Source organism: Pseudomonas fluorescens (assembly GCF_041354075.1).
GTDB classification, from domain to species: domain Bacteria; phylum Pseudomonadota; class Gammaproteobacteria; order Pseudomonadales; family Pseudomonadaceae; genus Aquipseudomonas; species Aquipseudomonas fluorescens_CE.
Map to the genome: position 1 here is coordinate 102,990 of NZ_JARZGC010000018.1, position 18,513 is coordinate 121,502.

The following is an 18,513-nucleotide window of genomic DNA, read 5'->3' on the forward strand; positions in this document are numbered from 1 at the left end:
TTCAAAGACGGCCTAATATGCGTTATCAATTGTCCCTGCGTCGAATCGGCATGAAGCACCTGTTCCCCAGCACCGCCCTCGCCCTGTTTATCGGTATCGGCCTGATGCCGATGTCGAGCAATACGTTCGCAGCCAATAGCTGGGACAAGCTTCAGCCTGATCGTGACGAAGTGATCGCCAGCCTGAACGTCGTCGAGTTGCTCAAACGTCACCACTACAGCAAGCCGCCGCTCGATGATGCGCGCTCGGTGATCATCTACGACAGCTACATCAAGCTGCTGGATCCGTCGCGCAGCTACTTCATGGCCAGCGACATCGCCGAATTCGACAAATGGAAGACGCAGTTCGACGACTTCCTCAAGAGCGGCGACCTGAACGCCGGGTTCACCATTTACAAGCGCTATCTGGACCGCGTCAAGGCGCGCCTGGACTTCGCCCTTGCCGAGTTGAACAAGGGCGTCGACAAGATCGACTTCAACACCAAGGAAACCTTGCTGATCGACCGCAAGGACGCCCCTTGGCTCAAGTCCACCGCCGAACTGGACGACCTGTGGCGCAAGCGCGTCAAGGACGAAGTGCTGCGCCAGAAGATCGCGGGCAAGGACCCCAAGCAGATTCAGGAAACCCTGACCAAGCGCTACAAGAATCAACTGGCGCGCCTGGACCAGACCCGCGCCGAGGACATCTTCCAGGCGTACATCAACACCTTCGCCATGTCCTACGATCCGCACACCAACTATCTGTCACCGGATAACGCGGAAAACTTCGACATCAACATGAGCCTGTCCCTCGAAGGCATTGGCGCCGTGTTGCAGAGCGACAACGATCAGGTGAAAGTCGTGCGCCTGGTGCCAGCCGGCCCGGCAGACAAGACCAAGCAGGTCGCTCCGGCGGACAAGATCATCGGCGTTGCCCAGGGCAACAAGGAAATGGTCGACGTCGTGGGCTGGCGCCTTGACGAAGTGGTCAAGCTGATCCGGGGTCCGAAGGGCACCGTGGTGCGCCTGGAAGTCATCCCGGCCAGCAATGCGCCGAACGACCAGACCAGCAAGATCGTGCCGATCACCCGTGAAGCGGTGAAGCTTGAAGACCAGGCGGTGAAAAAGTCGGTCCTCAACCTGAAACAGGACGGCAAGGACTACAAGCTCGGCGTCATCGAAATCCCGGCCTTCTACCTGGACTTCAAGGCTTTCCGTGCCGGTGATCCGGACTACAAGAGCACCACTCGCGACGTCAAGAAACTGCTGACCGAGTTGCAGAAAGAGAAAGTCGACGGCGTGGTCATCGACCTGCGCAACAACGGCGGCGGCTCCTTGCAGGAAGCCACCGAGCTGACCAGCCTGTTCATCGACAAGGGGCCGACCGTGCTCGTGCGTAACGCCGATGGCCGCGTCGACGTACTCGAAGATGAAAACCCGGGCGCCTTCTACAAAGGCCCGATGGCGTTGCTGGTCAACCGCCTGTCTGCCTCGGCTTCGGAGATTTTTGCCGGCGCCATGCAGGACTACCACCGCGCGCTGATCATCGGCGGCCAGACCTTCGGCAAAGGCACCGTGCAGACCATCCAGCCGCTGAACCATGGCGAACTGAAACTGACCCTGGCCAAGTTCTACCGGGTTTCCGGCCAGAGCACCCAGCATCAGGGCGTCCTGCCGGACATCGATTACCCGTCGATCATCGACACCAAGGAAATCGGCGAAAGCGCCCTGCCCGAAGCCATGCCATGGGACACCATCCGCGCGGCCATCAAGCCTGCGGTCGATCCGTTCAAGCCGTTCCTCACCCAGCTCAAATCCGAGCATGACGTGCGCACGGCCAGGGATGCGGAGTTCGTGTTCATTCGCGACAAGCTGGCCCTGGCGCAGAAACTGATGGCGGAAAAAACCGTCAGCCTCAATGAAGCCGATCGTCGTGCCCAGCACGCCGATATCGAAGCCAAGCAATTGGCGATGGAGAACATCCGTCGCAAGGCCAAGGGCGAAGAGCCGCTCAAAGAGCTGAAGAAAGAAGACGAAGACGCCGCCGCAGCCGAACCGGACAAACTCAAACCGGAAGACGACGCCTACCTGAGCGAGACCGGGCGCATTCTGTTGGACTACCTGAAACTCAACACGGCGGTGGCCAAGCACTAAGATGATGGCTTTTTAATGCTGATGCCCTCGAGGCGTCATCAAACAGTCATCATTCTGTCGTGAAATACGGGGCTGGGACTTCTCATGCACAAGAGAGCTCCCGGTCCTTTTTTTTAGCCCGAGATCGCCATGACCACGACCGAACAGCTGAGTGCCTTGAGTTCAATCCTGACTCAAAGCGGTTTGCACAGCCTGTTCCAGCCGATCATTTCGCTCTCCGAACGGCGGATCGTGGGCTTCGAAGCCCTCAGTCGCGGCCCTTCCAACAGCCCGCTGCACTCGCCCATCACGCTGTTCGCCGTCGCCCGCCAGGCCGGCCGCTTGAACGAACTGGAAATCGCTTGCCGCGAGAGCGCCTGCCGGCGTTTCCACGAACAGCAACTGCCCGGCAAACTGTTCCTCAACGTGTCGCCCGAATCCCTGCTCGAAGCCGCCCACCAACCGGGCCGGACCCTGCAATTGCTGAAGGATTTCGGCATTCCTCCGAGTCAGGTGGTCATCGAGCTGACCGAACAGACGCCGATCGACGACTTTCAACTGCTGCAAAATGCGCTCAATCACTACCGGACCATGGGTTTCTCCATTGCCCTGGATGACCTCGGGGCCGGCTACTCCAGCCTGCGACTGTGGTCCGAGCTGCGACCCGATTACGTGAAGATCGACCGGCACTTCATCGACGGCATCCATCAGGATGCCCTCAAGCGCGAGTTTGTCGGTTCGATCATGCAGATCGCCAAGGCCTCCCGGGCCCAGGTGATTGCCGAGGGCATCGAACTGCCGGAAGAACTCGCGGTGCTGACCGACATGGGTGTCGACCTGGTGCAGGGTTACCTGCTCTGCCGGCCGCAGGAACAGCCGCCGAGGGATGCGCGCAACCTGATGCCCAAGCAGGACAGTGCTGCGGTGGCGTTGAACGACGAAGGCAGCGACCTCAGCGCCCTGCTCAACGATCAACCCGCAGTCGCCCGGGAAACACCGACGGCGACGGTGCTCGAAGCCTTCCGCCGCCAGGCCAACCTGAACTCGCTGGCGGTGCTCGACGAACACGGGCACCCTTGCGGCATCGTCCATCGGCATTCGCTGTCGGACGCCCTGCTCAAGCCGTTCGCCACCGATCTGTTCGCCCGCAAACCCATCAGCCGGCTGATGAGTGACGATTTCCTCGCCGTGGAAATGAGCCAGTCGCTGCAGCAAGTCAGTCGCCTGATCACCAGCCGCGCCCGACAACGCATCGAAGAAGATTTCATCATTACCTTGAACGGCGGCTACCTGGGGCTGGGCCGGGTCATCGATGTGCTGAAGCTGATTACCGAACTGAAGATCCAGCAAGCCCGCTACGCCAACCCGCTGACTCTGCTGCCGGGTAACGTGCCGATCCAGCAATGCCTGACCCGCTTGCTGCAACAGCAGCGCGAGTCGGTCATCTGCTACGTCGACATCGACAGCTTCAAACCCTTCAACGACATCTACGGCTACGGTCGCGGCGACGAAGTGCTGCTGTGCCTGGCGCAATGCCTGAACGACCGCGTCGACCCATCCCGCGACTTCGTCGGCCATATCGGCGGCGACGACTTCCTGCTGGTGCTCGGGCCGGACGACTGGCGCAAACGCCTGAACCAGTTGCTGGACGACTTCCAGAGCCAGTGCCGACGCTTCTATCGCGCCGAACACCTGGAAGCCGGCTGCTTCACCGCCCCCAACCGCCAGGGCGTGCGCCAGGAATTCGCACTGCTGTCGCTGTCGATCGGCGTGGTGCACTTGCATGCACAGGCCTGCGCCCAACTCGACGCGAGCCAATTGGCGGAAATGGCCTCCCAGGCCAAGCACCACGCGAAGAACATGCCGGGGTACAGCATCCATGTGATTGATAGCCTGGCGGCGGCAGAACCTGAGGTGCAATGCTGATCGCTCCCACACCACACTTGTGGGAGCGAACCCGCTCGCGAAAAACGCCCGGATAACGCGAGCATCCAGGCACCCCGCGTCATCGTTAACGACCTTCGCGAGCAAGTTCGCTCGACTATCGATACGACCCGTTTGCACCAGTTCATGGAAATCGCTACACCTGAGGGAAAGCTCGAAGACCTTACCCAGGCACTTCGCCGTTCCTATACAAACGACACATCAATTCTATCGACGCTGATTTCTATGTATTTTTGATTCAAGGCGGGATATTGGTAATGAATTTCCAGATCTATAAAGTCAATGACCGATCGAAGAATCGGGCCATCCAAATAACCATGAACCACACAAGAGAACCCATTTTGGGAGCTATCCACTTTTCTCTCCCCATCCTTTGCCAGCATTACGCAATCGGGCTCAGACAAGATCAGATTGAACTCCACCGTATAGTGCTTTCCAACTTCAATAAAATAGGGACAATAGCTCGTGAAGCACTTGATCGCTGTGCCTCCGACGAGCAACACAACCTCCTCCTCAACAATTTCGTCGATTCCAAGAACTAATGCGTCGTATTTTTTAATCATTTACAGGTCTCACAGTCTTATCCCGCGAGTCACCACTTATAGTTCTCCAGAAGCCCTGACAACGCGGGTATCCAGCCCCCCCCCGCGTCATCGTTAACGACCATCGCGAGCAAGCTCGCTCCTGCAGGGTTAGTCTGCCCGGGCTCGCAACCGCTGACCGATCTCTTTCAGCAAATCACAGCCATCGCGCAACGGGACGGCGCAGAGCAAGGCGAAATCGCTGAGGATGAACGACTCACACTCAATCGACCCGCGCATACCCAGGTTTTCCAGCACCTGGGTGACCGTCTCGATTCGAAAGACGGCCGCGTTGTTCAGGACATACAGGGGCGCCTGGGTGTCGAAGAACAGCGTAGGCATGTCGTCGCAGTTGCTAGTGAGGGGTTTGAAGCGGTTTTCGGGATATGGGGTGGGTTTTTGGTAGGGGGGATCGGGATGAAGATTTTTCATTTTTCAACCTCTGGTATTTGATGAAGCTACCATCGGCCTTCCTACAGGCTTGGGTGGCAGCCATACGCGGGGTAGGAATATCGAGACCAGAGCACTCGACCACGCCGAAGCGTGCCCGCGCAGAGCCGCCGCAACTGATATTACGGACGTCCATTAACGGCCGCAATTGAGGTGGACGTCGAAGCGCCGCTCTAGTCTTGAAGGGTTCCTACACCCCAATCACTGAGTTATCAGTGATCACCAGAGACTATCCACTGAACACGTTTCGCACCAGTTCATGAAAACCGCTACAACTTGAGGGAAACTCCGAAGATCTTGCTCAGAGATTTCGCGTTTTTCATCGAGAGATTAAACACCAGTTGAAACCAAGGTGATCAAACCTACCTGCCAAATCAATCAAAATTTGTGGCCCAACTTGCTTGCGATATGACGCAACCATACCTCGCCTGACTCCCACTCATTCCAGTAGCAGTAATAGCAGCTCAGTTCCCTCAACAAGTAACTTCTCAGCTCCATCTCACTCTTTCGCAGCTTGAGCAAAGACCCAAGCTCCTGCAGCACGAGGGTCAGATCCGCAGGGTCGGAGTGACTTGAAAAGTACTCAATTACTTGTTCAGCCGTATCATGTTCAACCGTCCAATCCTGATGAAAGTACGCACCAAAAAATTCATGCAGCTCGGGATACTCTTGATTCATAATTCGGGAAATCCTGTGAGTAAAAAATAGCCCTCAGATCGTCTGACATCCTTCACCAAAACTAAAAACACCTTCGATGCAGGAACAGGATTTTTATGGCCATTGGGTAAGCTGTTACCTACCGGGTACGGGAAAGTATGGGTGACTATCGTTTTTTCTTTCTTTCCTTGTAGGAATTTTTCTATTTTCTTCCTGTTTGCATCTAACGCCTTCGAAGAAGCCCTTTCGGCAGTAGCTCGATCCGGAAATGTTGATGCTGCGGGGATATTTGGCTCGGCTTTTAACCTTTTAGCCAACTGACTATCCGTTCTCCCCACATGTTTTCTAATGAGATGCCCTCCTTGAGCCTCGTGCGCAGCTAGACCTCCGCCAGGAACAATCTCACTGTACGGACCATCAGCAACCTCACCCGGACATTCGCAGGACAACCCCAACGGATCAACCCACCCCGTCGGGTTCACCGCATACCGATACGAATTCAACCCGCCCGCCAACTTCACCGGGTCCTGCGTCAGATACCGTCCGACATCCGGGTCGTAATACCGATGCCGGTTGTAGTGCAGCCCACTCTCGGCGTCGAAGTATTGGCCCTGGAACCGCAGTGGTTGCTCGATTTTTTCCCCGCTGCCATGGGACAAGTGGGTAACTTTTCCGTAGGCGTTGTACTTCGCCGACCAGACGAGTTCGCCGCTGTAGTCGGTCAGTTCCTGCGGCGTGCCGAGGTGGTCGAGTTGGTAGTAGAACGGGCAGGCCTTGCTCGGGCCCTTGCCGTCGAGCAGAGCCAGGGGGCGGAAGGTGCCGGGTTCGTAGAGGTAGCTGCGGTAGTGGTTGGGGCTGCTTTCGGCGACGAGTCGGTCGCCCTGCCAGAAGAACTCGGTGGTGTGACCGTCGACGGTTTTGGCGATGCGGCGGCCGAAGGCGTCGTAGCGGTAGGACGATTGCCCACCGTCCGGGCGGGTGATGCCGATCAGGCGGTGCTGGCAGTCGTAGCGGTACTCGGTGACGAGTGTTTGCCCGGTGCCGCGACGTTCGCGGATGAGGTTGCCGAAGGCGTCGTAGTCGAAATGCCGGTCGCCTTGCATCAACAGACGATTGCCGGCGACCTTCGCCATGCCCGGGCGATCCTGCATCAGCAGGTTGCCGGCGGGGTCGTGGGCGAAATTTTCCGGTGGGTCGTCGCGGGTGTGACGTACGCGGGTCAGGCGGTTGAGCGCGTCATAGTAGTAGCTGCGCTGGCCGTGGCGGCTGTCGGCGAGGGTGGCGAGGTTGCCGTTGACCGCGTAGCCGTAGTGGCGCATGTACAGCGGTCGGTTGTGCTGGTGGATGACGTGGGCTTGCAGGCGGCCCTGTTCGTCGTGGTGGTAGTGGCTGGTGAGTTGCCCCTGTTGCCGTTGCAACTCGCGACCGAAGGCAAACTGATGGGTGGTGAGCCGTGCGCCGTTGAGGTCGATGGCGCTCAGCGCGCCGCCCTTTTCCAGGTGGTAGTCGAGCACGCTGCCGTCGGGCAGACGCAGGCGTTTGAGCTGACCGCAGGCGTCATAGGCGTAACGCAGGGTGCCCCAGCCCTGGTGCTCGGTGATCAGTCGGTTCTGCAGGTCGTACTCGAACTCCAGCGGATGATCCTGGCCGTCATCGACACCGATCAACCGCCCCAAGCCGTCGTAGCGATACTCGACCTTGATGCCATCGGGCAGCGTCTTGCACAGCAGTCGCCCGACCGCATCCCGCTCATAGGCGGTGACCTGCTGCGAGCCGTCCGTACCGAACTCGGTTTTTTCCAGCAGGTGGCCATTCAGGTCGTAGGCGTATGCCGTGCGCAGGCCGTCGAATCCACGCTCCTGACGGATCAATCCGCCCGGCGTGTAGTCCAGTTGATACTTCTCGCCGGCTTCGTTTTCGATTTCCGTGAGCAGCAGTTGCGCGTTGTCATAGCGATAACGCAGCTGGGTGCCGTCGTGGTTGATCCGCCGGCTGACCAGGTGCAGGTCATCGAAGTATTCGTAGCGCGTGACGTGGCCAAGTTCATCGTCCTCGGTGACGAGCTTGCCGTAGGCGTTGTACTGGAACGAGCGCGTGGCGCCCGTCGGCAACGTGGTCTGGATCAACCGGCCAACCGCGTCCCACGTGTAGCGGGTGACGGCGTGGTGTTCGTCCTGTCGGCTGATCACCCGCCCCTGCACATCGTAGGAAAACCGCCGCACACCACCATCCGGCAGGGTCTCTTCGACCAATTGCCCGAGGGCATTGCGGACAAAGACATGCCGGCTGTCGTCCGGGTAACGGATCGACAGCAGTTGCCCCTGCTGATCGTAGAAATGGTGAGTGACCTGCCCATCAGGATCGGTGGCGGCGGTGATGTCGCCCTGTGCATTGCGCTGATAGCGCCACACGGCCTTGCCGCGTGAGCGGGCATGCAGGAAACCGTTGCGGTATTCACAGGCCGTCGGCTCATCCTCTGGCGGGATCAACGCCACCAGCCGTCCTGCTTCGTCGTAGCGGTATTCGGTGATGGCGCCCAGCGGGTCCTGTTCGGCGATCAACCGCCCCTGGTCGTCATAGGCCTTGCGGTGTTCGCCGCCGTCGAGCCCGATCTGGCGCACCAGGCGTGCGCGCTCGTCGTGCTGGTAAACCTCCTGGCTGCCATCGATGTTATGGACAGTGACAAGACCCGGCTCATCCCAGACATAACGCGCGTCCATCTGGGTAAACGATGCCCAATGCCGGATGCATCGCGCCGCCTTGCCCGACCGCTCCCACTCCCAGTAGAAACTTGCCCCGCCCGCCAGTTGCCGCTGGAGAATGACGTGCTGGTCATCGTAGTCGTAGCGTTCGCTTTCACCGGCGGCGTTGCGGGCTTCGATCAGTTGCCCGCGCTCGTTGTAGCGGTAGCTGACCAGCGTCTGCTCGGTCACCCAGGACTGGTCAAGGGTCTGGGCCGGCACAAAGACCTGGTAGTCGACGGCGACCAAGTGCCGGTGTTCATAGCGTAGCAGCAAGGCGCGGCCGGCGCCGTTTTCCAGGCGTTGCAGACGACCCAGGCGGTCACGCACCAGGCGCAGACGATTGCCGTAACCGTCGCTGATGGCGGTCAATTGCCCATTGATGAAGTGATGGAAGCGCACCGCGTCGCCCGCTTGGGCGAGGATCAGTTCCTCAGGCTCGTCGCCTCGGTAAATCGCTGCGCAGGAAAGGCTGTTGTGGATCGCCGGGCGTTCGATGGTGGGCAGCGGGAAGGCGGTTCGGCGGTTCTCATGGTCGATCCAGAGAACCTCGGCGCCATCGATTTCCAGCCGATGCGCCAGGCTATGGCTCCAGCCGTAGCCCAGGCCGCTATCGATCTCGGCCGCGCTGGTGCGATAAAGCCGGGTAAACTCGAACGCCAGAATGCCGTTCAATACACCGTCGGTGAGGGTCAGCAACTCTTCGCCGGTGACCATCGACACCGGGCACTTGTTGGTGACGGTGTTATCGACCGCCTGGGCGCTGTCGCCGTTGGGGTTGGTGGCCTGCTTCGGTGCATCCTCCTGATGCTGGTCTTGCTTGAGCCGGGTGTTGCGCCTGGCGTCCCAGCGCAACTGCAGCCCACCGTTTTTCACCCCTGCCGCCGTGCCCCTGGCGGCGAGCGGTTTGTAACGCTCGACGTAGCCCAGAAAGGTGTCGACGATCGCAACCATCGACTTCACGAACGCCATGGCGGCGTTGAACAGCTGTGCGCCGTACCGGGCCAGGCGCGCGGTCAACCAGGCGACGCCCACGCCGACCACGCTCAACACCAGACCGATCAACAGGTCGATGACCAACCCGACGATCACCTTGGCAATGGCCTCGGCCGACGCTCCGGCCAACTGCGACGGCGGCAGCATCTCCAGCCACAAGGTGGCGGCGCGCATCAGCAGGCACAGGGCGGCTTCGTCACTGGCCAGCAGCATGGCTTTTTCCATCTGCTCGGGCGCGCTTTTGGCGAGCCCGGCCAGCTCCCCGGCGCTTTCACCGAGCTTTTCGGCGAAGGCCAACGGGTCTTTCAGAATCTCCGAAAGTTCGCCAATCCCGTCCCAGCCCCCCTCGATCGCCGCCCAGCTTCCAGCGGCCAGACCGTTCCCCACCGCCGTCAGCGAGGCGGATGTCGAGGCGGCCGACCACTGCGGCCTGAACCCTCGCCACTGGTCGCGCAGCCAACGTTCCAGCTCACCGGCCAGGCTCTCATAGGATGCGAATAGTTGATGGATCTGTTCCGGCGTCACCTGGCTGTGGACATGAACGCGATAGGACTGGCCGGCTACCCCCTTGAACGTCCCCCTGCCGTGCTGGTCCAGGGTGATCGGGGTCTTTTCACCACCCTGCACCGCAATCACATCGACCTGGATGTTCCCCAGTGGAATGTCATGCACCGATTCGAAGCGGCTTTCGATCTGCAGCAAGCCGTTGCGTGGGCATTGCGCCACACTGGAGAGAAAGTCGTCATCGCCAGCGCTGACCGACGTGCTGGTCGAGCCCAGCTTGATCTGCCGCTCCATGCCCAACAGCGATGGCATGTCCGTGGCGTGGCTGACCTGGTCTGTCGTGCGGGTCAAAAAACCCTGCAATTGCTGGCGATAAAGGCTGAGTGTGTCGCAGAAACCGTCGAGCTCTTGCTCGATCCTGGCAATGTGAGCCATCAGCACACCGCGACGCGAGCAGTGCAGTCAGAAAAACGGTCGATCATGAGCAATCCCTCGCGAAAATGAACAGGCGAGACAATGCGCAGGATCAACAGAGAAAGAAGTCAGGCAAGTAAGAGGCGAATGTAGGGTGATTCCCTAATTAGTGCCTTGCAGAATCAAGCAGACAAAAACGCAGACGTGGCGACAGGTCGCCACGTCTGTTGTCATCTGCGGAGAAAGTTAGCGGGCGGTGTCGTGATCGGCCAATTGCGCGAGCTTGATCTCGGCCAGCGGGTGCCCGGCCTTTACTGCCAGGTTCCAGAACCGGGCGGCTTCCACCGGGTCCGGGGCCTTGCTCGCGCTCCCGGCCAGGCTGATCACACCCACTTGATACGCCGCCTTGCCATCCCCCGCCAGCGCCGCCAGGCGCAGCAAGCGCACGCCCTCTTCACGGGCGCCGATGCCCACGCCACGGAAGGTCAGAATGTGGCCGTAGAAGCTTTGCGCGCCGACGTCGCCCAGGTTGGCCATGCGCGAGAACTGACTCTCCATCCAGCCCCATATCCTGGGCTGGCGAACGGCCCAGGCCCAGTGGAAAAGCCGACGAGCCAGCCAGTACCCCGTTCGCGCCTTGATGCGTAACAACATTCAGGCCTCCGCCGACTCGGGGTATTCGTACTCGAACACCCGCACCACTTCCGATGCATGCCAGGACGCCGCCGCGACGCCATCGGAAGGGCCGGAGAAACGCCCCAGGCGTTCGACACACTCGAAAAAACCTGTGCGCGGCAGGCGGCTGGCGCCCTGGCTGATCACCAGCGAACTGCGCAGCGGCTGTTCGGCCTTGGCGTCCAGCGCAGCCAGATGCTCCAGTGCCGCGGTCAAGGTTTGCATGGCCGGCGTCGGCAGTTGCAGACGCTCCAGCAACGCGCGATAGGTCAGCAGGTGTCGCTGACGGCGGGCCTGATCCAGCTCGCCGAGCAAACCGTCCCAATGTTGACGACTGATGCGTACGCTCACGATTCATCCCTCCACCCTGGCACCGTCAACTCCCAGGCCAGACTGCGGCGAATCGCGGCGTCGGGCAGACGCTCGCCACTTTCGATCATGGCCAGATAAGACGGGCTGATGCCTACCGTGCGGGCGAGCGCCTCGATGGCGATGCCCTTTGCTTCGCGCAAACTGCGTAGTTGATCCAGGCCCGGAAGAATCGGCTCTGGTGCGGCCGCCGGACGCTCCGGAGCGGCCAGCGGCGCTGGCTGGTCAACGCCTGCTGCTTTGAGTAAAGCCTGATACTGAGCCCACGGCAGAACCGCATACTCGGGCTCGCCTTCACGTGTGATTATCTGAATATCCATGACTTCCCCGTAGGACAACGACACTAAGCGAGTCGGTGCTTTTCCTTGGAAGTGTAATCCTAACAGCGGCCAAGGTCGCGGGGTATGGATATGGGAACGATCCTTAACAAAATCAGGCTTTTTTCGGGCCCTGAAGCTGAAGTTGCTCGGGGGTGTCGGGCAGGCGCTCGACCACCACCAGCTTCTCCGGGACCTGGCGCTTGCGCCAGGCACGGAAGGCATTGAGCTCGTCGTCGAGCACTTTCATCAGCCAGGCGAGCACGGCAATGTCGTCGAGCATGCCGAACATCGGGATGAAATCCGGAATCGCGTCCACCGGGCTGAGGAAATACATCAGGCCGGCGACGACCGACAACAGGGCCTTGGGGCTGATGGCACGGTACTCGCCGCGCCAGTAGGCCAGGCACAAGGCCTGCAACAGACGCAGATCGTCCTTGAGCTTGCCCAGGCGATTGCCCTGGCTGGCACTTTTGCTGGCCACGGCAAACAGCAGCGTCGGCAATCTTCCACGGGCCAGCAGGCGTCCGGCCAGTGGCAGGAAACGAGCGAAATTCCACGGAGCTTTCATCATTCCTCCCACTGCAAGGTTATCCACACAAATTGTGGATAACCTTGTGAACAGACCGGCAATTCACGGCTGAGAGCCCCGTTTAACAAGGGCCTCGCTTAGATCGGGCGTTTTTTACTCACTTAAAAAAACCCAAGATTTCATTGACTTGGCACCTCCGGCGCGGTTAGCGCAGGTGCTTCAATGGCTCTGACTGCATCCTGCCCGATCCGTTCGCTTTGTTTACCTTTACCCGGCCCCAGATGCAACAACGCCCCGCATGAGCGAGGCGTTGCTGGCAGAACAGGCGCTGATTACTTCGCAGCGTCGTCTTGCTTGGCTGGATCCTTGATGGCCAGCAGTTCCAGATCGAACACCAGCACCGAGTTGGCTGGAATCGCCGGACTTGGGCTTTGCGCGCCGTAGGCCAGTTCGCTAGGAATGTACAGCTTGTACTTCTCGCCGACGTGCATCAGTTGCAGGCCTTCGACCCAACCCGGGATCACGCCGCTGACCGGCAGATCGATCGGGCTGCCACGCTCGACGGAGCTGTCGAACACGGTGCCGTTGGTCAGGGTGCCGGTGTAGTGCACGGTCACGACGTCAGTCGGCTTTGGCTGCGGGCCGTCGGCTTTCTTGATCACTTCGTACTGCAGGCCCGAAGCCGTAGTGGTGACACCGGCTTTCTTGGCGTTGTCCTCGAGGAATTTCTTGCCGGCGGCAGCCGACTCTTCGCTCATCTTGGCCATGCGCTCTTCGGCACGCTTTTGCAGGGCGGCAAAGGCTTCGACCAGTTCTTCGTCTTTCAGCTTCTGCTCTTTCTTGCCGACGGCATCTTCGATGCCCTGGGCAACGGCTTTGGAGTCCAGATCGTCCATGCCTTCCTGAGCCAGGCTCTTGCCCATGTTCAGGCCAATCCCGTAGGAAGCTTTTTGCGCCGGGGTTTTCAGCTCTACGCTGGTCTGCGAGTCACAACCCGCGAGTACCAGGCTAACCAGGGCCACCGCCGCCGCCAACCGATGCTGTTTCATGCTATTTCCTTGTTCATGCGCCAAAAGGGCAATCGAGTAAAGCCGCGAGCTTATCAGGCGGCCACGACCAATGGCTACCGGCATGAGAGCCGGATACAGCTGATAAGTTCAGGAGTTGTAACGCATTTGGCTGATCCGAAGATGAAGCTTGTGTCATCCGCAGCTCCTGGGCGCAAACTGACCTGCGTCATCTCTGGCATAATGGCCACTTGCCGCAAATTTTCAGCTCAGGCATAAGGAAGCGATAACTCGACAAGGATTGTTAACTTGCGCCTCTTCTACCGATTGCTGATTCTGATCCTGGCACTGTTGGGCATTGGCCTGGCAGTGGTTCTTTACTACGTCGCCAACCCGAAACTGCCGCTGGCCGCCCCCGCGCAACCGGTGCACTACCTGGAACAGTGGAGCGCGAGCGATCGCCAGACCTACTATTTCACGCCCCAGGGCACGCAAATCAAAGGTCTGCGCTACGACTGGTTCACGGCGCTCGAGCTGCCCTTCTCGCAGCAGCGCTTCGCCGCACCGGATTACCTGGCACGTTTCGGCTTTCTGATCGATCCCGAGCAGAAAGCCACGCCGGACAACCCGGGGAACTTGCCCGTAGGCTTCGCCCGTCATCAAAACCCGGGCAGTCCGGAACAGTTTCTGGATATCACCTGCGCCGCTTGCCACACCGGCGAGCTGCGCTTCAACGGCCAGGCGATCCGTATCGACGGCGGTTCGGCACAACACGTCCTGCCTTCCAGCGTTCCTACGCTGCGTGGCGGCAGTTTCGGACAGGCCCTGGTCGCCAGCCTGGCGTCCACCTACTACAACCCCTGGAAGTTCGAGCGTTTCGCCCGAAACGTGCTGGGCCCTGACTACGATGCTCAACACCCGCGACTGCGCCAGGACTTCAAGAAGTCTCTGGACACCTTCCTCAAGGTCGCCTGGAACGATACCCACCGCGGGCTCTACCCGACGCAAGAAGGGCCGGGCCGCACCGATGCGTTCGGGCGCATCGCCAATGCCAGCTTCGGCGATGCGATTTCCCCGAGCAATTACCGGGTGGCCAATGCGCCGGTCGACTACCCCCAGCTGTGGGATATGTGGACCTTCGACTGGGTGCAGTGGAATGGCTCGGCCCAACAGCCCATGGCGCGCAATATCGGTGAAGCCTTGGGCGTAGGCGCCACGCTGAATTTCTTCGACGAGAACCGCCAGCCCCTCCGGGGCGAGGACCGATACCCCTCCAGCGTGCGGGTGCGCGACCTGCACCTGATCGAAGAAACCCTGCAACGACTCAAGCCACCGGCCTGGCCGGAAGACCTGCTCGGCGCCATCGACAAACCGCTGGCAGCCAAAGGCCGCGTACTGTTCGCCGAGAACTGCGCCGGTTGCCATGTACCGAAGGCGACACAGGAGGGCGAGCGCTGGGTCCAGCATTTGCACATGCTGCCCGTCGAGATCATCGGCACCGACCCGACGGCCGCCAACAACATCGCCAACCACCGTTTCGACCTGACCGCGCTGCAATGGGACCCGGCCGAACTGGAAAGCATGGACGTCAAGCTGCACCCCAAACCCAAGGAGCCGCTGGACCTCAGCCAGCTGTCAGTGGCCAAGGGCCTGGCCTACGTGACCGCCTTCGTCGAAAACCGTGCCTATCGCGACGCCAACATCACCCCGCTGGAAAAACCGCAATTCGACGGCTTCGGCCTGCCGATCGGTGTGCGGGAAAAGGTCGCCTACAAGGCGCGGCCTCTGGCGGGGGTCTGGGCAACAGCGCCGTTCCTGCACAACGGTTCGGTGCCGAGCCTTTACCAATTGCTCTCGCCCCAGGATGAGCGCGCTACCACCTTCTATAGAGGTAACTTCGAGTACGACCCGCGCCACCTGGGCTACCGCACCGAAGCCTTCACCAACGGCTTCCTGTTCGATACGCGGATCACCGGCAACCGCAACAGCGGTCATGAATTCCGCGCCGGCGAACGGCGCAATGGCGTCATTGGCCGGCTGCTGCAACCCGAAGAACGCTGGGCGTTGCTGGAGTACCTGAAAGTGCTGGGCGGCCCGCTGGAGAAACAATTGCCATGATCATGACCACCTTCAAAAAGGAACTGCCGCTGCTGGCCAGGCTCTGGCTGTGGTTGGGGCGCCTGCTCGGCAAGATTCTGCTGATTGCACTGGGTATCGGCCTGATCGGCTGGGCACTGACCAGCGCCTGGTTCGCCTGGCAGCATCGTGGGCCGGTATCGGCACTGGAGCAGATCCCGGACGGCGAAGCCGCCATGACCCAAGACGTGATCCAGACCGCCGTACGCATCGTCGATCAGCACCGCGAAGGCACCCGTTACTTGCGCGACGCTCACGCCAAGGCCCATGGCTGCGTGAAGGCCGAAGTCCAGGTATTGCCGGAGCTGGCGCAGGAACTGCGGCGCGGCGTGTTCAGCGAGCCGGGCAAACGCTGGCAAGCCACGCTGCGCCTGTCCAACGGCAACGCCTATCCGCAGTTCGACAGCATCCGCGATGCCCGGGGCATGGCGATCAAACTGCACGACGTACCGGGCAAACAACTGCTGGCCAACCGACAAGACCTGCACGAGCAGGATTTCGTGATGTTCAGTCACCCGAACTTCTTTGTCAGCGATGTCGCCGAGTACCGTCAGAATGTCGCGGCGCAGGCCGACGGCAAAAAGGTCATGGCATTTTTCCCCGGCTGGGATCCGCGCAGCTGGCAAGTCCGGCATTTGTTCATTGCCTTGGCCACCCTGTCTGCGCCGCCGGAGAGCCCGACCCGGACCACCTATTTTTCCGTGTCGCCCTACAAGTTCGGCGAGGCCAATGCCAAGTTCAGGGTCATGCCGGATCCAGACAACTGCCCGGCCTACGCCTTGCCCAAACAGAATCACGACCTGCCGAATTTCCTGCGCAGCGCCCTGACCCAGCAACTGTCCACCGACCGGATACCGGCGTGCTTTGTCTTGCAGATCCAGCGCCAGGACGCGAACCGCTTCATGCCCATCGAAGACACCAGCATCGAGTGGCGCGAGCAGGACGCGCCCTTCGAAACCGTGGCCCGCATCACCCTGCCCGCCCAGGACTTCGATACCCCGGCGCAAAACCTGCAATGCGACAACCTGTCGTTCAACCCGTGGTTCGGTTTGGAAGCGCATCGGCCGATCGGCGGGATCAACCGGTTGCGCAAGGCGGTGTACGAGTCCGTGAGCGATTATCGGCACAGCCAGAACGCCCGGCAGTAGTCACGCCTGAAGCGCCGCGAAACCACTGTGGGAGCGAGCCTGCTCGCGATGGATTCGAACGGGGGCAGTCTGAATGCCCGCGTTGTCTGAGAGTCTGATCGCGAGCAGGCTCGCTCCCACAGGAGAGGACGCCCTCTGGCAATCAAACGCCAGACAGCAAAAAGCCCGCTAAAAAGCGGGCTTTTTCCGTGGTGACCTGGCGTTCAGTGTTCCAGGTGACCGAATATGGCGCAGCGGACGGGACTCGAACCCGCGACCCCCGGCGTGACAGGCCGGTATTCTAACCGACTGAACTACCGCTGCGCGTAGCGTTGAAAGCAAGTGGTGGGTGATGACGGGATCGAACCGCCGACATTCTGCTTGTAAGGCAGACGCTCTCCCAGCTGAGCTAATCACCCTTTACCTTCGTTGCGGGGCGCATTGTGCCACAGATTTTCATAATGTGTTGATTTAATTGATAAATAAATCAAAAAAACTGAAAGTCCGTAACTTTGCACGCCTCGCATGAACTTCAAGGCAAAAAAAAGCCCGCGTGAGCGGGCTTTCCTTTGGTGACCTGGCGTTCAGTGTTCCAGGTAACCGAATATGGCGCAGCGGACGGGACTCGAACCCGCGACCCCCGGCGTGACAGGCCGGTATTCTAACCGACTGAACTACCGCTGCGCGTAACACTGGAAGCGAATGGTGGGTGATGACGGGATCGAACCGCCGACATTCTGCTTGTAAGGCAGACGCTCTCCCGGCTGAGCTAATCACCCTTCACTTTCGGTGTGGCGCGCATTCTACGGAGCAGCCCCACCTCTGGCAAGCACTTTCTTAAATAATTTTTTCAGGCCTTCCAAAGGCTTAGAGAAGGGTTGGCCTACGGCGCCACGAAGAGAATAATGCCCCACTTTGTATAAAGGAGAGACCCGCCCCATGTGGTTCAAGAACCTGCTTATCTATCGCCTGACCCAAGATCTGCCTTTTGATGCCGAGGCGTTGGAAACTGCACTGGCCACCAAACTGGCGCGTCCCTGTGCAAGCCAGGAGTTGACCACCTACGGTTTCACCGCGCCTTTCGGCAAAGGCGAAGATGCGCCACTGGTGCACGTCAGCGGCGACTTCCTGCTCATTTCCGCGCGTAAGGAAGAACGCATCCTGCCGGGCAGCGTCGTGCGTGACGCGGTGAAGGAAAAGGTTGAAGAGATCGAAGCGGAACAAATGCGCAAGGTCTACAAAAAGGAACGCGACCAGATCAAGGATGAAATCATCCAGGCCTTCCTCCCTCGCGCCTTTATCCGTCGCTCGTCGACCTTTGCCGCCATCGCGCCGAAACAGGGCCTGATCCTGGTCAACTCGGCCAGCCCGAAACGCGCCGAAGACCTGCTGTCGACCTTGCGCGAAGTGATCGGCACCCTGCCGGTCCGTCCGTTGACCGTGAAGATGGCGCCTACCGCCGTCATGACCGAATGGGTCACCACCCAGAAGGCGGCAGACGATTTCTTCGTGCTGGACGAATGCGAACTGCGCGACACCCACGAAGACGGTGGCATCGTGCGCTGCAAGCGTCAGGACCTGACCAGCGAAGAGATCCAGCTGCACCTGAGCACCGGCAAGGTGGTCACCCAGTTGTCGCTGGCCTGGCAGGACAAACTGTCTTTCGTCCTCGACGACAAGATGGTGGTCAAGCGCCTGAAGTTCGAAGACCTGCTGCAGGACCAGGCGGAACAGGACGGTGGCGACGAAGCCCTCGGCCAGCTGGACGCCAGCTTCACCCTGATGATGCTGACCTTCGGCGACTTCCTGCCGGCGCTGGTGGAAGCGTTGGGTGGGGAAGAGATGCCGCAGGGGATCTAATCGCGGTTGATCTTCAAGTGGGAGCGGGCTTGCTCCGGGCGGCGTTCCGACGAAAGCGGAGTGTCAGTCGACACGTGCATTGACTGACACTC

14 protein-coding genes and 4 tRNA genes are annotated in these 18,513 nt (G+C 60.1%); 5 read left to right on the top strand and 13 right to left on the bottom strand.

Annotation, left to right across the window (positions count from 1 at the left end; all coding sequences use genetic code 11):
- Window positions 1-50 precede the first annotated feature (50 nt).
- Both QIW53_RS20640 and QIW53_RS20645 read left to right on the top strand, forming a co-directional pair.
- The gene (locus tag QIW53_RS20640; RefSeq protein ID WP_371051490.1) at window positions 51-2,132 is read left to right on the top strand and encodes a carboxy terminal-processing peptidase; all 2,082 of its coding nucleotides are present in this window, start codon (window positions 51-53) and stop codon (window positions 2,130-2,132) included.
- Between the two features lie 129 nt (window positions 2,133-2,261).
- On the top strand, window positions 2,262-4,037 hold the full coding sequence (locus QIW53_RS20645) for a bifunctional diguanylate cyclase/phosphodiesterase (RefSeq protein ID WP_371051474.1): 1,776 nt from the start codon (window positions 2,262-2,264) through the stop codon (window positions 4,035-4,037).
- Between the two features lie 203 nt (window positions 4,038-4,240).
- Here the strand turns inward: QIW53_RS20645 and QIW53_RS20650 are convergent, their stop codons facing one another.
- The 9 genes from QIW53_RS20650 to QIW53_RS20690 form a co-directional block, all read right to left on the bottom strand.
- Complete coding sequence (locus tag QIW53_RS20650) at window positions 4,241-4,618, bottom strand: hypothetical protein (RefSeq protein WP_371051475.1); 378 nt, start codon at window positions 4,616-4,618, stop codon at window positions 4,241-4,243.
- A 129-nt stretch (window positions 4,619-4,747) separates the two neighbouring features.
- Window positions 4,748-5,068: a hypothetical protein gene (locus QIW53_RS20655; protein ID WP_371051476.1), complete on the bottom strand. Its 321-nt coding sequence runs from the start codon at window positions 5,066-5,068 to the stop codon at window positions 4,748-4,750.
- 396 nt (window positions 5,069-5,464) lie between these two features.
- Window positions 5,465-5,764 carry a contact-dependent growth inhibition system immunity protein gene (locus tag QIW53_RS20660; RefSeq protein ID WP_371051477.1) on the bottom strand — a complete coding sequence of 100 codons (300 nt, stop codon included), beginning with the start codon at window positions 5,762-5,764 and terminating at the stop codon, window positions 5,465-5,467.
- Complete coding sequence (locus tag QIW53_RS20665) at window positions 5,761-10,419, bottom strand: RNase A-like domain-containing protein (RefSeq protein ID WP_371051478.1); 4,659 nt, start codon at window positions 10,417-10,419, stop codon at window positions 5,761-5,763. Before QIW53_RS20665 ends, QIW53_RS20660 begins: the two co-directional genes overlap by 4 nt.
- Window positions 10,420-10,644: 225 nt before the next feature.
- A complete protein-coding gene (locus tag QIW53_RS20670; RefSeq protein ID WP_371051479.1) occupies window positions 10,645-11,052 on the bottom strand; it encodes a sel1 repeat family protein in 408 nt (135 codons plus the stop codon).
- The gene (locus QIW53_RS20675) at window positions 11,053-11,424 is read right to left on the bottom strand and encodes a hypothetical protein (RefSeq protein WP_003223109.1); all 372 of its coding nucleotides are present in this window, start codon (window positions 11,422-11,424) and stop codon (window positions 11,053-11,055) included. It abuts the gene before it with no gap.
- Entirely contained in the window at window positions 11,421-11,762 is a 342-nt protein-coding gene (locus tag QIW53_RS20680; protein ID WP_371051480.1) for a helix-turn-helix domain-containing protein, read from the bottom strand. The genes QIW53_RS20675 and QIW53_RS20680 overlap by 4 nt, the downstream gene beginning before the upstream one ends.
- Window positions 11,763-11,874: 112 nt before the next feature.
- Window positions 11,875-12,330: a YkvA family protein gene (locus QIW53_RS20685; RefSeq protein ID WP_371051481.1), complete on the bottom strand. Its 456-nt coding sequence runs from the start codon at window positions 12,328-12,330 to the stop codon at window positions 11,875-11,877.
- A gap of 293 nt (window positions 12,331-12,623) precedes the next feature.
- Window positions 12,624-13,340, bottom strand: a complete 717-nt coding sequence (locus QIW53_RS20690; protein ID WP_017337365.1) for an FKBP-type peptidyl-prolyl cis-trans isomerase — start codon at window positions 13,338-13,340, stop codon at window positions 12,624-12,626.
- Window positions 13,341-13,607: 267 nt separating this feature from the next.
- Between QIW53_RS20690 and QIW53_RS20695 the strand changes: the two genes are divergently transcribed.
- Together QIW53_RS20695 and QIW53_RS20700 are read left to right on the top strand one after the other, a co-directional pair.
- Window positions 13,608-15,416: a di-heme-cytochrome C peroxidase gene (locus tag QIW53_RS20695; protein WP_371051482.1), complete on the top strand. Its 1,809-nt coding sequence runs from the start codon at window positions 13,608-13,610 to the stop codon at window positions 15,414-15,416.
- Window positions 15,413-16,582 carry a catalase family protein gene (locus tag QIW53_RS20700; RefSeq protein WP_371051483.1) on the top strand — a complete coding sequence of 390 codons (1,170 nt, stop codon included), beginning with the start codon at window positions 15,413-15,415 and terminating at the stop codon, window positions 16,580-16,582. Before QIW53_RS20695 ends, QIW53_RS20700 begins: the two co-directional genes overlap by 4 nt.
- Window positions 16,583-16,808: 226 nt before the next feature.
- On the opposite strand, the gene QIW53_RS20705 is transcribed toward QIW53_RS20700, so the two are convergent.
- From QIW53_RS20705 to QIW53_RS20720, 4 genes are all read right to left on the bottom strand, one after another.
- Window positions 16,809-16,885: transfer RNA gene (locus QIW53_RS20705), tRNA-Asp, on the bottom strand.
- 19 nt (window positions 16,886-16,904) lie between these two features.
- Window positions 16,905-16,980: transfer RNA gene (locus QIW53_RS20710), tRNA-Val, on the bottom strand.
- A gap of 188 nt (window positions 16,981-17,168) precedes the next feature.
- Window positions 17,169-17,245, bottom strand: a tRNA-Asp gene (locus tag QIW53_RS20715).
- 19 nt (window positions 17,246-17,264) lie between these two features.
- A tRNA-Val gene (locus QIW53_RS20720) sits at window positions 17,265-17,340 on the bottom strand.
- Window positions 17,341-17,500: 160 nt separating this feature from the next.
- Here QIW53_RS20720 and rdgC point away from each other — a divergent pair.
- A complete protein-coding gene (gene rdgC / locus QIW53_RS20725; RefSeq protein WP_371051484.1) occupies window positions 17,501-18,421 on the top strand; it encodes a recombination-associated protein RdgC in 921 nt (306 codons plus the stop codon).
- The last annotated feature ends 92 nt before the right edge of the window (window positions 18,422-18,513 follow it).